Raw genomic sequence first — 12,146 nt, forward strand, 5'->3', positions numbered from 1 at the left:
GGTTTGTTGTGGTTGCTCGCGCCGTTCCTCGCGCCCCTTGCGGGGCCCACCTGCCCGTCCCAGCTGCGGGTTCGTCGTGGTTGCTCGTGCCGTTCCTCGCGCCCCTTGCGGGGCCCTTCCGCAGGCTTACGGGGCCGGGCGTAGGTGGACGATGTCGCCTGCTCCTACTGGTTCCTGCATGCCCTGTTCCGTGGCCAGGACCAGGCGGCCGTCACCGTCTACCGCTACCGCCTCGCCCACGATCGCCCTGTCTCCCGGGAGTTCCGCCCGTACCCGGCGGCCCAGGGTCGCGCAGCCTGCCGCGTAGGCCTCCTGGAGGCGGGAGGCGGTCGGGTCGCCGTCCGCCTTTCGCCAGACCCCGTACCACTGCTCCAGAGAACGCAGCACCGCCCGGAGCAGCGGGTCACGGTCCGTCGTGCCGGCGCCGGCCAGCGCGAGCGAACCCGCCGTGGGGACCGGCAGCTCTTCTTCACGCAGTGTCACGTTGAGGCCTACGCCGACGACGATGCCCCCGTCCGCGCCCCCGGCCCGTTCCGCGAGGATGCCCCCGGCCTTGCGCTCCTCCTCACCGACAGTGACCAGAAGGTCGTTGGGCCACTTGAGTGCGGTGTCCACCCCGGCCGCCCGGGAGAGCCCCGTGGCGACGGCGACGCCGGTGAGCAGCGGCAGCCACCCCCACCGTTCGACCGGCACCTCGGCGGGCTTGAGCAGTACGGAGAAGAAGAGCCCGGAGCGGGCCGGCGCCGACCACTGCCGGTCCAGGCGCCCGCGCCCCGCGCTCTGCTCCTCGGCGATCAGCACCGCCCCCTCGGGCAGTTCCCCGGCCCGCGCCGCGAGGTCGGTGTTGGTGGAGCCGGTGCGGGGCACCACGTCCAGGGAGGTCCAGAGCCCGCCCTCCCGCAGCAGGGTCCGCCGCAGGGAGGCGGCGTTCAGGGGCGGTCGATCGAGGTCGGACCAGCGGTTGTCTTCAGCATCTCGCGGCGTCATGCAAGCCACCCTAGGTGTGGTAAACGCCGCACTGCCGAACCGTATCCGCGCCGATACGCTACGGGTCAGTAGCCAGCCGTAAGCCGCCATACGCACCTTTGAGCAGGCAGGGAGCCGCATCCCTATGTCCGAGATCGACATCCATACGACCGCCGGCAAGCTCGCGGACCTCCAGCGCCGCATCGAGGAGGCGACTCACGCGGGCTCGGCCCGCGCGGTCGAGAAGCAGCACGCGAAGGGCAAGTTGACGGCACGCGAGCGGATCGATCTGCTGCTCGACGAGGGGTCCTTCGTCGAGTTCGACGAGTTCGCGCAGCACCGCTCGACCCAGTTCGGCCTGGAGAAGAACCGGCCGTACGGCGACGGCGTGGTGACCGGTTACGGCACCGTCGACGGCCGCCCCGTAGCCGTGTTCTCGCAGGACTTCACGGTCTTCGGCGGCGCGCTCGGCGAGGTGTTCGGGCAGAAGATCGTCAAGGTCATGGACTTCGCCCTGAAGACCGGCTGCCCGGTCATCGGCATCAACGACTCCGGCGGCGCCCGCATCCAGGAGGGCGTCATGGCCCTTGGCATGTACGGCGAGATCTTCCGCCGCAACACGCACGCGTCCGGCGTGATCCCGCAGATTTCCCTGGTCGTCGGCCCGTGCGCGGGCGGCGCGGTCTACTCCCCCGCCATCACCGACTTCACGGTGATGGTCGACCAGACCTCGCACATGTTCATCACGGGCCCGGACGTCATCAAGACGGTCACCGGCGAGGACGTCGGCTTCGAGGAGCTGGGCGGCGCCCGCACCCACAACTCCACCTCGGGCGTGGCCCACCACATGGCGGGCGACGAGAAGGACGCCATCGAGTACGTCAAGTCCCTGCTGTCGTACCTGCCTTCGAACAACCTCAGCGAGCCGCCCGCCTTCCCCGAGGAGGCGGACCTGGCGCCCACGGACGAGGACCGCGCGCTGGACACGCTGATCCCGGACAGCGCGAACCAGCCGTACGACATGCACAGCGTGCTCGAACACGTCCTGGACGACGGCGAGTTCTTCGAGACGCAGCCGCTTTTCGCGCCGAACATCCTCACCGGCTTCGGCCGCGTCGAGGGTCACCCGGTGGGCCTCGTCGCCAACCAGCCCATGCAGTTCGCGGGCTGCCTGGACATCGACGCCTCCGAGAAGGCGGCCCGGTTCGTGCGCACGTGCGACGCGTTCAACGTGCCGGTCCTGACCTTCGTGGACGTGCCGGGCTTCCTGCCCGGCGTCGAGCAGGAGCACACGGGCATCATCCGGCGCGGCGCCAAGCTCATCTACGCCTACGCCGAGGCCACCGTCCCGCTCATCACGATCATCACCCGCAAGGCCTTCGGCGGGGCGTACGACGTCATGGGCTCCAAGCACCTGGGCGCCGACCTGAACCTCGCCTGGCCCACCGCCCAGATCGCGGTGATGGGCGCGCAGGGCGCGGTGAACGTCCTGCACCGGCGCACCATCGCCGCGGCCGGTGACGAGGCGGCCCAGGAAGCCACGCGGGCGAAGCTGATCCAGGAGTACGAGGACGCGCTGCTCAACCCGTACACCGCGGCCGAGCGCGGCTACATCGACGCCGTGATCATGCCGTCGGAGACCCGTTCGCACCTCGTGCGGGGTCTGCGGCAGCTGCGTACGAAGCGGGAGTCCCTGCCTCCGAAGAAGCACGGCAACATCCCCCTGTAGACCTCTGTGAACCTCTGTAGACCTCTGTAGACCTTTCTGGAGGAGCCCTCATGATCAAGGTCGTACGGGGCAACCCGACGCCGGAGGAGCTGGCCGCCGCACTCGCGGTGGTCCAGGCGCGCGCCGCGGCGGTGGCGAACCAGCCGTCCGGCGCGCCCACGCCGGCCGACGCGTGGGCCGACCCCGCGCGCGTGGCCCGCGACCGGCTGCCCGCGCCGGGTCCCACGGCGTGGGGCCGCACGTACTGGCCCGGCTAGGGCCTGTCCCGGCGGAGAGGGCCGGGGAAGTTGAGTACGCGTACTCAGGCGCCCCGGCCCGGCCGGCCGCAGTATCGGAGCCATGCTGTGGTCGGACCCGGAGAACAACCCGCCCAAGGACCTGCGGGACATGCAGGCGAAGATGCGCCGTGCGGGGCTCGTCCTCGCTCTGGCCATGGTGATCGCCATGTTCATGCTCGGCCTCCACTGAGCACCCGGGCGCTCGCTACCCTGGCCGCATGAGTGATCAGCAACGCCGTCTCGTGCTCGCCTCGCAGTCCCCTGCCCGCCTGGCCCTGCTGAGGCAGGCCGGACTCGCCCCCGAGGTGATCGTCAGCGGCGTCGACGAGGACAAGGTCTCCGCGCCGACCCCCGCCGAACTCGCGCTCGCCCTGGCCGAGGCGAAGGCCTCCGTGGTCGCGGCCCGGCCCGAGGCCAAGGGCGCCCTTGTCGTCGGCTGCGACTCGGTCCTGGAGCTGGACGGCCTGGCGCTCGGCAAGCCCGCCGACGCCGAGGAGGCGACCGCCCGCTGGAAGTCCATGCGCGGGCGCGCGGGCGTCCTGCAGACGGGCCACTGCGTCTACGACACCGCCACGGGGCAGTACGCGTCAGCCACGGCGTCCACCGTGGTCCGTTTCGGTGAACCCACCGACGCCGAGATCGCCGCGTACGTCGCGAGCGGCGAACCGCTGCACGTGGCGGGGGCATTCACGCTGGACGGCCGCTCGGCGCCCTTCATCGACGGCATCGAGGGCGACCACGGCAACGTGATCGGCCTCTCCCTGCCGCTGCTGCGCCGCCTGCTGGGCCAACTGGGCGTGGGCATCACGCAGTTGTGGGCGTAGCTTTCCGCTGCCGTTACCCCTGGTACGTCGAGCTGTCGCGAACGCTACTAATGGGTAAAGGCCAGGACAAGGGCTCTCCCGATGGCAAAGAATCATCGCGCCATTCGTAGGGACTCCACAAAGAATGACCCTCCGCCGCAGCGCTGCCTCACAGAGACCTTGACCACATCCGGGGGCTACGCTGCCGGGCAGGAACCCCGCGTACCGTGGTACGACAAGGGTTTTAGCGGATCGAGGGGACCTCGCATCACACTCCGTGTGGGCAAGCTCACCCTTGGGGACGGGTCGTAAGGCCGTGTCGGCAGTCCCTAAACTCGGCTTGTTTCAAGGAGGGAGCCATCGTGCGCAAGGTGCTCATCGCCAACCGTGGCGAAATCGCTGTCCGCGTTGCCCGTGCATGCCGGGATGCAGGGATCGCGAGCGTAGCCGTCTACGCAGACCCCGACCGGGACGCTCTGCACGTCCGGGCGGCCGATGAGGCGTTCGCGCTGGGCGGTGACACTCCGGCCACCAGCTACCTGGACATCTCCAAGGTGCTGGCGGCGGCCAAGGACTCGGGGGCGGACGCGATCCACCCCGGTTACGGCTTCCTTTCGGAGAACGCCGACTTCGCGCAGGCCGTCCTCGACGCCGGCCTGATCTGGATCGGCCCGCCGCCGCAGGCCATCCGCGACCTGGGTGACAAGGTCGCCGCCCGGCACATCGCCCAGCGTGCCGGTGCCCCGCTCGTCGCGGGCACGCCCGACCCCGTCTCCGGCGCGGAGGAGGTCGTCGCCTTCGCCGAGGAGCACGGCCTGCCCATCGCCATCAAGGCGGCGTTCGGCGGTGGCGGGCGCGGCCTGAAGGTCGCCCGCACCCTCGAAGAGGTCCCCGAGCTGTACGACTCCGCGGTCCGCGAGGCCGTGGCGGCGTTCGGGCGCGGCGAGTGCTTCGTGGAGCGCTACCTCGACAAGCCGCGGCACGTGGAGACCCAGTGCCTGGCCGACAAGCACGGCAACGTGGTCGTGGTCTCCACCCGCGACTGCTCGCTCCAGCGCCGCCACCAGAAGCTGGTGGAGGAGGCCCCGGCGCCGTTCCTCTCCGAGGCCCAGGTCGCGGAGTTGTACGCCTCCTCCAAGGCGATCCTCAAGGAGGCCGGCTACGTCGGCGCGGGCACCGTGGAGTTCCTCGTCGGTGTCGACGGCACGATCTCCTTCCTGGAGGTCAACACCCGTCTCCAGGTGGAGCACCCGGTCACCGAAGAGGTCGCCGGCATCGACCTGGTCCGCGAGATGTTCCGCATCGCCGACGGCGAGGAGCTGGGCTACGGCGACCCCGAACTGCGCGGCCACTCCTTCGAGTTCCGCATCAACGGCGAGGACCCGGGCCGCAACTTCCTGCCCGCGCCCGGCACGGTGACGAAGTTCGAGGCGCCCACCGGCCCCGGTGTCCGCCTGGACGCGGGCGTCGAGTCCGGCTCGGTCATCGGCCCGGCCTGGGACTCGCTCCTCGCCAAGCTGATCGTCACCGGCGCCACCCGCGAGCAGGCGCTGCAGCGTGCCGCGCGTGCGCTCGCGGAGTTCAACGTGGAGGGCATGGCCACCGCCATCCCCTTCCACCGCGCCGTCGTCAAGGACCCGGCGTTCGCGCCCGAACTGACCGGCTCCAGCGACCCGTTCACGGTCCACACCCGCTGGATCGAGACCGAGTTCGTCAACGACATCCCGGCCTTCGCGGCGCCCGCGGCGGACACCGAGGCGGACGAGGAGCCGGGCCGCGAGACGGTGGTCGTCGAGGTCGGCGGCAAGCGCCTGGAGGTCTCGCTGCCGTCCTCGCTGGGCATGACGATCGCCCGCACCGCCGCTGCGGGCGGCGCCCGCCCCAAGCGCCGCGCGGCCAAGAAGTCCGGCCCCGCCGCCTCCGGCGACACCCTCGCCTCGCCCATGCAGGGCACGATCGTCAAGATCGCGGTCGAGGAGGGCCAGGAGGTCAACGAGGGCGACCTGATCGTCGTCCTGGAGGCCATGAAGATGGAACAGCCCCTGAACGCACACCGCTCGGGCACGATCAAGGGCCTCACCGCGGAGGTGGGCGCCTCGCTCACCTCCGGCGCGGTGATCTGCGAGATCAAGGACTGACCCCGCTCCTCGAACACCGGAGCAGCTGACACGACCGGGCCGGGCTGGACATCCAGCCCGGCCCGGCGTGTGTATCGAGCCTGGTCCGGCGTGCGTATCGGGCCCCGCCCGGCGGGTATACCAAGTCCGTCCGGTGTTCGAGGACGGACTCGGCGGATCCGGTGGCCGGCCGCGCCCACCGCGACCCGGGGCGCGCCTCCGCAACCGGCCCGGCCCCGCCCCGCGTCCTCCTCACGTAGAGCCGAAGACCACGGGGGGCTTCAGTGACACGCACAGGGGAATTACTGGCGCTGCTGACCGCCGCGGGCGGCCTCGCCGGTGCAGGGTGGCTCGCGGTGGGCGCGGATGCCGGAGAGCGCTATGAGGCGGGGCTCGTCCTCGGGCTGGCCGCGGGGCTCGCGGTGGCGCTGTTGCGGCGCTTCACCACGCTGCCGCCCGGCCGGCGCCGGCCCTACACCTACGCCCTGCCGCTGCCCCCGCCCGACTGGCGCGCCCCGCTGCCGGACCCGCACGGCGAGCCCGCGTCCTTACGTCCGTACGCCGAGCAGCGCGCCCGGCTCCTGAGTGACGCCGCCGCTCTCGGCAGCTCGCTGCGCCACAGCTGCGCGCTGGCGCCCCGGCTCCGCGCGCAACTCACCTCGTACGCCACCACGGCGTCGATCCAGGCGAGCAACTGCACTCTGCACCCCGCGGGCGAAGGCGGGCCGTGCGGCCCCGATCCCGCCTACGACGCCGCGTACGCACTCGGAGAGCTGGTCGCCGCCGTCGAGTTCAGCCGCATCGGGATGCGGGCCCTGGAGGCGCTGGTGACCGAGCGGCCGCTGCGGCCCGACCCGCCCTGCTACTTCAACCCGCTGCACGAACGCGGCCACGCGCGCGTGCTGCTCCCCGACGCCTCCCAGGAGGCCGCCGTCTGCCACGGCTGCGCCCTGGGTCCCGCCCCGCTCCTGGTGCCGTCGGCGGCCGGGTCCGTGCCGTACTACGACAGTGACGCCGTGGACGCGCGCTGGCGGCTGCTCGGGTACGGCGCGGTGGCCCCGGACAGCGGCGCCGCCATGATCGCGGCGGCCCACGACGGCTTCCGCGCACCGCCGAGGAGCATGCGCGGGAGCGGCGGCAAGGCACCCCGCGCGAAGGTGAGTTGATGATCATGGAAGAGCTGGTCGCCGGTGTGCTGAGCGGGCTGCTCGTCGGTACCTGTGTCACGTACCCCCTGGTGCTGTGGCTGGCCCGGAACCTGCGCGGGGGCGCCCTGCCGCCTCCTCGGCGCGAGCGCAGGGCCAGGGCGGAGCTCGAGGCCTTCTTCGGCCGCGAGGAGGCCCGGCCTCTGCCGGAGGAGGCCTGAGACCTCTGCCAGAGCCGGAGGAGGTCTGACCTCCCGCCGATCGCGCCTCACCGGCAGTGGCATCCTTGAAGCACGCGTACGTTCACGAAGGGTGCGGGGATGACGACCGGCATGGGCCAGCAGGCGAGCGCGGCGCAGCACTCCACGCGGGCCATGCGGGCCGACGCGCGCCGCAATTACGACCGGCTGCTCGCGGAGGCCCGCGCGGCCTTCGCCGAGCACGGCACCGGCACGTCCCTGGAGGACGTGGCGCGCCGCGCGGGGGTGGGCATCGGCACGCTCTACCGGCACTTCCCCAACCGGCACGCGCTGATGAGCGCGGTCTGGGAGGACGCGGTCAGCGATCTGCTCGCGCGCTCGCACGCGCTGCTCGACGACCCGCAGCCCTGTGCGGCGCTGGTGACGTGGCTGCGGGCCATCGTCACCCATGCGGGTGAGTACCGCGGCCTGTCGAGCGCGCTCATGGCGGCGTCGCAGGACGACAGTTCGGCGCTGGCGCGGTGCAGCAAGCCCATGCGCGAGGCGGGCGCCGCGCTGCTCGCCCGCGCGCAGGAGGCGGGGGCCGTGCGGCCCGACGTCTCCATCGCGGACCTGCTCCAGCTGACCAACGCGATCTCGCTGGCGGCCGAAGAGACCCCGGACGACCCGGAGTTGGCCGACCGCCTGCTCACGCTGACCCTGCGGGGCCTGAAGGCCGACGGGTGCACGGCGGCGTAGGCCCCCTGTCCGACGGACCGGCCCCGCCGCGCGGTCAGCGGCGGCGCAGATCCGCGACGCGCGCTGCCCGCTCCCCCGGCGGCTGCTCCCCGAGGAGGGCGTTGCGCAGCTGCTGGCCGGGGCCCGCGCCGTGGTTGCGGCGCTGACCCGGCAGGGGCACGTCACGGCGCGGCTGGCGGCCCGCCTGGACGGAGTCGACGCCGGATCCCGTGCCGGGGCCCGCGGAGCCGCCCGTCACCGCGATCTGCACGCCCTGGTCGGCCAGGGCCTGCAGTTCCGTGGCCGATCGGTCGTCGTGCGCCGGGGGCTCGTCCGTGACCAGGCGGGTGATGACGTCCGTCGGCACCGTCTGGAACATCGTGTCGGTGCCGAGCTTGGTGTGGTCGGCGAGGACCACCACCTCGGCCGCCGCCTGGACGAGCGCGCGGTCCACGCTCGCGGAGAGCATGTTGGACGTGGAGAGGCCGCGCTCGGCGGTCAGTCCACTGCCGGAGAGGAAGGCGCGCGACACCCGCAGCCCTTGCAGGGACTGCTCGGCGCCGCTGCCCACGAGGGCGTAGTTGGAACCGCGCAGGGTGCCGCCGGTCATGACGACTTCGACCCTGTTGGCGTGGGCCAGCGCCTGTGCCACCAACAGGGAGTTGGTGACGACGGTCAGACCGGGCACCCGCGCGAGCCGTCGGGCCAGCTCCTGCGTGGTCGTACCCGCCCCGACGACGATGGCTTCGCCTTCTTCGACGAGTCCCGCCGCGAGATCGGCGATGGCCGTCTTCTCGGCGGTCGCGAGATGTGATTTCTGCGGAAAGCCGGACTCCCGCGTGAATCCGCCCGGCAATACCGCACCGCCATGCCGGCGGTCGAGGAGTCCTTCTGCCTCCAGCGCGCGCACGTCCCGCCGTACGGTCACTTCGGAGGTCTGGACGACGCGGGCGAGCTCGCGGAGCGATACCGCTCCGTTGGCCCGCACCATTTCGAGGATCAATTGGCGACGTTCTGCAGCGAACACGAAACTGACAGTAACCCCAACGACCGTCTGCTTTCAGCAGTTTGCGCCGAATTACAGAAGTTGTTCGCACAGCAGGGCGGGAAGTGGTATACGCGCCAATTCCGCCCGGCGATCAGCCCTCGCCCTGCGTCTTTCGCGTGTGGAGTTGCCGTGCCACCTCGGCGATCGACCCCGAAAGCGACGGGTACACGGTGAAAGCGTTCGCGATCTGCTCGACCGTCAGATTGTTGTCGACCGCGATCGAGATGGGGTGGATCAGTTCCGAAGCGCGCGGCGCGACGACCACGCCGCCGACCACGATCCCCGTACCCGGACGGCAGAAGATCTTGACGAATCCGTCGCGGATGCCCTGCATCTTCGCGCGCGGATTGCGCAGCAGCGGCAGCTTCACGACGCGCGCGTCGATCTTGCCCGCGTCGACGTCGGCCTGGCTGTAGCCGACGGTCGCGATCTCGGGATCGGTGAAGACGTTCGCGGACACGGTCTTCAGGTTCAGCGGGGTCACCGCGTCGCCCAGGAAGTGGTACATCGCGATGCGCCCCTGCATGGCGGCGACGGAGGCGAGCGCGAAGACTCCGGTGACGTCACCGGCGGCGTAGACCCCCGGGGCGGAGGTCCTTGAGACCTTGTCGGTCCAGATGTGCCCGGAGTCCTTGAGCTTGACCCCGGCCTCCTCCAGGCCCATGCCGCTGCTGTTGGGGATGGCGCCGACGGCCATCAGACAGTGCGTACCGGAGATGACGCGGCCGTCGGCGAGCGTGACCTCGACGCGGTCGCCCACGCGCTTGGCGGAGGCGGCGCGGGAGCGGGACATGACGTTCATGCCGCGGCGCCGGAAGACGTCCTCGAGGACGGCGGCGGCGTCCGGGTCCTCGCCGGGCAGCACGCGGTCGCGGCTGGACACGAGGGTGACGTTCGACCCGAGCGCCTGATAGGCACCGGCGAACTCGGCGCCCGTGACACCCGAACCGACCACGATGAGGTCCTCGGGCAGCTCGTCGAGGTCGTAGACCTGGGTCCAGTTCAGGATCCGCTCGCCGTCGGGCAGGGCGTCCGGGACCTCACGCGGGTGACCGCCGGTCGCGATGAGCACGGCGTCGGCGACCAGGGTCTCCTCGGTGCCGTCGGCGGCCCGCACCACCACCCTGCGCGAACCGTCGGCCTCCTGCTGGCCCTCGAGACGGCCCCGGCCGCGCAGCACGCGCGCGCCCGCACGCGTGACGGACGCGGTGATGTCGTGGGACTGCGCGAGCGCGAGCCGCTTCACACGGCGGTTGACCTTGCCCAGGTCCACGCCGACCACGCGCGCGGGCGTGTCGATGTGCGGGGTGTCGTCCGCGACGATGATCCCCAGCTCTTCGTACGACGAATCGAAGGTGGTCATCACCTCGGCCGTCGCGATCAGGGTCTTCGACGGCACGCAGTCGGTGAGCACCGACGCCCCGCCCAGACCGTCGCAGTCGACGACGGTCACCTCCGCGCCGAGCTGGGCGGCCACCAGGGCCGCCTCGTATCCGCCGGGTCCGCCGCCAATGATCACGATCCGAGTCACGTACACCATTGTCCCGCACGCTTCAAGGTACGGACGCGCCGGGGCCCACCGTCCGTGCGAGCGCCCACGTCCGGGCGGTCCTCCCGGCTCGGAACCTGCGTCCTTGATTGCTGCCGTACCCTCGACGTCATGTCGCTCTACGCCGCGTACGCCGGCAATCTGGATCCGCGGCTCATGTCACGCCGCGCCCCGCACTCACCGCTGCGCTCGACCGGCTGGCTGACCGGCTGGCGGCTCACGTTCGGCGGGGAGCACATGGGGTGGGAGGGCGCCCTGGCGACGATCGTCGAGGCACCCCGCTCCCAGGTCTTCGTCACCCTCTATGACATCGCTCCCATGGACGAGGACTCCATGGACCGCTGGGAGGGCGTGGGCCTGGACATCTACCGGCGCATGCGGGTCCGGGTGGACACCCTGGAGGGCGAGGAGCCGGCCTGGGTGTACGTCCTCAACGGGTACGAGGGCGGGCTCCCGTCAGCGCGCTACCTCGGCGAGCTGGCGGACGCCGCGGAGTCGGCGGGGGCGCCGCACGACTATGTGATGGAGCTGCGCAAGAGGCCTTGCTGAGGCCTTGCCGAGAGGCCCTGCCGAGAGGCCTTGCTTGGGGCTGGGGCGCGTTCTCGTCGGAAACGACAAAGCAACGATCGGAATCCCGTGAGCATCGTCATCTACGCGCGTAGGCCGTAACCCGCTACCCTCGTCGGCGTGAACGCTTCAGTTATTCCGGACGACATCCAGGGCGACCCGTACGCCGCCGCCGACTCCGCCGCCGCGCGGCTGCGCGAGCTGACGGGCGCCGAGACCCACGACGTCGCCCTCGTGATGGGCTCCGGCTGGGCGCCGGCCGTCGACGCGCTGGGCGAGCCCGAGGCGGACTTCGCCGTCACCGAGCTTCCCGGCTTCCCGCCGCCGGCGGTCGAGGGGCACGGCGGCCGCATCCGCTCCTTCAAGATCGGCGACAAGCGTGTGCTGGTCTTCCTGGGCCGCACCCACTACTACGAGGGCCGTGGCGTGGCCGCCGTCTCGCACGGCGTCCGCACGGCCGTGGCCGCGGGCTGCAAGACGATCGTGCTGACCAACGGCTGCGGGGGTCTGCGCGACGGCATGCGGCCCGGGCAGCCGGTGCTGATCAGCGACCACCTCAACCTCACGGCGACGTCCCCGATCGTCGGCGCGAACTTCGTGGACCTCACGGACCTGTACTCGCCGCGTCTGCGCGCCCTGTGCAAGGAGATCGACCCCTCCCTGGAGGAGGGTGTCTACGCGCAGTTCCCCGGCCCGCACTACGAGACTCCGGCGGAGATCCGGATGGCCCGCACGATCGGTGCGGATCTGGTCGGCATGTCGACCGTTCTCGAGGCGATCGCTGCGCGCGAGGCGGGGGCGGAGGTGCTGGGTATCTCCCTGGTCACCAATCTTGCCGCCGGTATGACGGGTGAGCCGCTGAATCACGAGGAGGTCCTTCAGGCGGGGCGGGACAGCGCGACCCGCATGGGGGAGCTTCTCGGGAAGGTCCTCAACCGGATCTGACGGGGCGTCTCGGGCGGGCCTAGCCTCGCCTCGCCTCGCGTCCGCTGGTCCCGCACCCCGCGCCCTGCCCTCGGTCTCCGGC

Annotated in this window: 13 protein-coding genes; 10 read left to right on the forward strand and 3 right to left on the reverse strand. The window is 71.5% G+C overall.

Annotated elements, in window-relative coordinates:
* Positions 1-126: 126 nt before the first annotated feature.
* A complete protein-coding gene (locus GKQ77_RS17900; protein WP_219689795.1) occupies positions 127-987 on the reverse strand; it encodes a biotin--[acetyl-CoA-carboxylase] ligase in 861 nt (286 codons plus the stop codon).
* A 124-nt stretch (positions 988-1,111) separates the two neighbouring features.
* Here GKQ77_RS17900 and GKQ77_RS17905 point away from each other — a divergent pair, with 124 nt between their 5' ends.
* The 8 genes from GKQ77_RS17905 (at position 1,112) to GKQ77_RS17935 (ending at position 7,976) form a co-directional block, all read left to right on the forward strand.
* On the forward strand, positions 1,112-2,695 hold the full coding sequence (locus tag GKQ77_RS17905; RefSeq protein ID WP_219689796.1) for an acyl-CoA carboxylase subunit beta: 1,584 nt from the start codon (positions 1,112-1,114) through the stop codon (positions 2,693-2,695).
* 50 nt (positions 2,696-2,745) lie between these two features.
* Complete coding sequence (locus GKQ77_RS17910) at positions 2,746-2,952, forward strand: acyl-CoA carboxylase subunit epsilon (RefSeq protein ID WP_219689798.1); 207 nt, start codon at positions 2,746-2,748, stop codon at positions 2,950-2,952.
* Between the two features lie 82 nt (positions 2,953-3,034).
* Positions 3,035-3,163 (forward strand): morphogenic membrane protein MmpB, encoded by a 129-nt coding sequence (mmpB, locus tag GKQ77_RS33440; RefSeq protein WP_258021492.1) that lies wholly within the window; start codon positions 3,035-3,037, stop codon positions 3,161-3,163.
* Positions 3,164-3,191: 28 nt separating this feature from the next.
* Positions 3,192-3,797: a nucleoside triphosphate pyrophosphatase gene (locus GKQ77_RS17915; RefSeq protein WP_219689799.1), complete on the forward strand. Its 606-nt coding sequence runs from the start codon at positions 3,192-3,194 to the stop codon at positions 3,795-3,797.
* A gap of 341 nt (positions 3,798-4,138) precedes the next feature.
* Positions 4,139-5,914: an acetyl/propionyl/methylcrotonyl-CoA carboxylase subunit alpha gene (locus GKQ77_RS17920; protein WP_219689800.1), complete on the forward strand. Its 1,776-nt coding sequence runs from the start codon at positions 4,139-4,141 to the stop codon at positions 5,912-5,914.
* Positions 5,915-6,177: 263 nt separating this feature from the next.
* A complete protein-coding gene (locus GKQ77_RS17925) occupies positions 6,178-7,059 on the forward strand; it encodes a hypothetical protein (RefSeq protein ID WP_219689801.1) in 882 nt (293 codons plus the stop codon).
* Positions 7,059-7,259: a hypothetical protein gene (locus GKQ77_RS17930; RefSeq protein ID WP_219689802.1), complete on the forward strand. Its 201-nt coding sequence runs from the start codon at positions 7,059-7,061 to the stop codon at positions 7,257-7,259. The genes GKQ77_RS17925 and GKQ77_RS17930 overlap by 1 nt, the downstream gene beginning before the upstream one ends.
* A 153-nt stretch (positions 7,260-7,412) precedes the next feature.
* Positions 7,413-7,976, forward strand: a complete 564-nt coding sequence (locus tag GKQ77_RS17935) for a TetR/AcrR family transcriptional regulator (RefSeq protein WP_219689807.1) — start codon at positions 7,413-7,415, stop codon at positions 7,974-7,976.
* Between the two features lie 34 nt (positions 7,977-8,010).
* Here GKQ77_RS17935 and GKQ77_RS17940 read toward each other — a convergent pair whose 3' ends face one another.
* Both GKQ77_RS17940 and GKQ77_RS17945 read right to left on the reverse strand, forming a co-directional pair.
* A complete protein-coding gene (locus tag GKQ77_RS17940) occupies positions 8,011-8,982 on the reverse strand; it encodes a DeoR/GlpR family DNA-binding transcription regulator (RefSeq protein WP_219689803.1) in 972 nt (323 codons plus the stop codon).
* 112 nt (positions 8,983-9,094) lie between these two features.
* Positions 9,095-10,543, reverse strand: coding sequence for an NAD(P)H-quinone dehydrogenase (locus tag GKQ77_RS17945; protein ID WP_219689805.1), 1,449 nt, complete (start codon positions 10,541-10,543; stop codon positions 9,095-9,097).
* 120 nt (positions 10,544-10,663) lie between these two features.
* On the opposite strand from GKQ77_RS17945, the gene GKQ77_RS17950 reads away from it, so the two are divergent.
* Both GKQ77_RS17950 and GKQ77_RS17955 read left to right on the forward strand, forming a co-directional pair.
* Positions 10,664-11,101, forward strand: a complete 438-nt coding sequence (locus GKQ77_RS17950) for a gamma-glutamylcyclotransferase family protein (RefSeq protein ID WP_030795388.1) — start codon at positions 10,664-10,666, stop codon at positions 11,099-11,101.
* A 138-nt stretch (positions 11,102-11,239) separates the two neighbouring features.
* On the forward strand, positions 11,240-12,064 hold the full coding sequence (locus tag GKQ77_RS17955) for a purine-nucleoside phosphorylase (protein WP_219689806.1): 825 nt from the start codon (positions 11,240-11,242) through the stop codon (positions 12,062-12,064).
* The last annotated feature ends 82 nt before the right edge of the window (positions 12,065-12,146 follow it).

The sequence above is a fragment of the Streptomyces anatolicus genome (assembly GCF_019400875.1).
GTDB classification, from domain to species: domain Bacteria; phylum Actinomycetota; class Actinomycetes; order Streptomycetales; family Streptomycetaceae; genus Streptomyces; species Streptomyces anatolicus.